Source organism: Homoserinimonas sp., assembly GCF_056262345.1.
The window spans coordinates 1-1628 of sequence record NZ_JBACFR010000189.1 but is presented as its reverse complement, the minus strand read 5'-3'; the positions used below and the strand labels follow the sequence as shown (position 1 = coordinate 1628).

General features: G+C 63.8%; 2 protein-coding genes. Both read left to right on the top strand.

The window, feature by feature from the left end; genetic code table 11:
- The first annotated feature begins 19 nt into the window (after positions 1–19).
- Entirely contained in the window at positions 20–1030 is a 1011-nt protein-coding gene (locus AC062T_RS09450) for a phosphotriesterase family protein (RefSeq protein WP_476029446.1), read from the top strand.
- Positions 1031–1122: 92 nt separating this feature from the next.
- A partial coding sequence (locus tag AC062T_RS09445; RefSeq protein WP_476029444.1) for a cyclase family protein occupies positions 1123–1628 on the top strand: 506 nt, incomplete at its 3' end.

Below are 1628 nucleotides of genomic sequence, written 5' to 3'. Positions count from 1 at the left end.
AATCGGATACAGTTTGTGCATGCGCACAGTTGAGTCGGTAACGGGACCCATCGTCGGCAGCGAGATGGGGCTCACACTCCCCCACGAGCACGTCTTCATCAACATGACCCCGAGCGAGCCGCGCGACGGCCTCATGACCGTCTGGGACGAGCGCGTCGCCGACATCAACCTCTTCGTCGCTGCGGGAGGCAAGACCCTCTGGGATATGACCAACGGCGAACTCAGCAACCACGCCGCCCCCGTCTATTTCGATCGCAACCCGGCCAACCTCATCCAGAACCCGACGACCGGATCGCGCTCGATCGCCAACGTCGCCGCCACGAAGGCGATCGCCGAGGAGACGGGCGTCACCGTAATTCTGGGCACCGGCCACTACTTTCAGCACTACTTCGACACGGAGTGGTGGGACCGCAACTCGGTCAACCAGATCGCGGACTACCTGATTGCCGACCTCGTCGACGAGATTCCCGGAACCGGTGTGCGCGCCGGATTCCTCGGCGAGATCGCGAGCGATCTGCCCCACATCACGGCCCAGGAGGAGCGCTCCTTTCGGGCCGCGGGACGGGCAGCCGCCGAGACAGGCGTCATGGTCAGCACCCACGCGCCGTCGTTCCCCACGGGCGAAGCGCAGATCGACATCCTCGTGCAGGAGGGCGTCGAGCCCGAGCGCATCGTGATCGGCCACACCGACACCGTCAAGAACATCGAGTACTCCCTCGACCTGCTGCGCCGCGGCGTCTACATCGAGTACGACTGCATGATGGCCGTCAAGTCCGGCGGCCAGGTCAGCAACAACGAGCTTGAGCGTCGCATCAACTACCTCGGCACCGTGATCGACGCCGGTTACGGCGAGAAGATCCTGCTCTCGCAAGACGTGAGCCAGCGTTCACACCAGGCCTCCCACGGCGGTCCCGGCCTCACCTTTCTCTTCGAGGAGTTCACGGACGCCGCGACGCGCGCCGGTATCTCCAACGAAACCCTGCAGATGATCTTCGTCGACAACCCCCGCCGGGCAATGTTCGGGGAATGACCGAAGCGAACATCGACCACTCACCACCTGAACTAACGCCACCGCCCCCGACCCAGATAGAACTATCTGGCGACCACTGCAAGGAGATCACCATGAGCGCGCTCGACATCAACATCAAAGTGACCCCGGAAATGCTTCACTGGGGTCGCCGCCCCACCTTCGAGATGGTCGAGGAGATCAAAAACGGCTACCCGTCCGACGTCTCGCGCTGGCTCATCGGCGCCCACACGGGCACACACGTTGATGCGCCCTCTCACTTCGTCGAAGGCGGAACCACCGTCGACGAGATCGCACTCGACAACGTCGTTGGCCCTGCCCGCGTGCTCGACCTGCGCCACGTGGAAGAAGAGATCACCCCCGCCGACCTGCAGCAGGCTGGCATCGGCGACGCCAAGCGCGTTCTCTTCAAGACCCGCAACTCCACGGATGCGCTCACGCGCGCCGAGAAATCGCCAACCTGGGTGGGCCTCGGCCCCGAGGCTGCTCAGTGGCTCGCCGACAACGGCGTGCTGTTCGCTGCCAACGACTACATGACCATCGAGGCTCCGGCCAACACCGAGAAGTGGCCGACCCACGTCATCCTTTGTGGTGCAGGAAT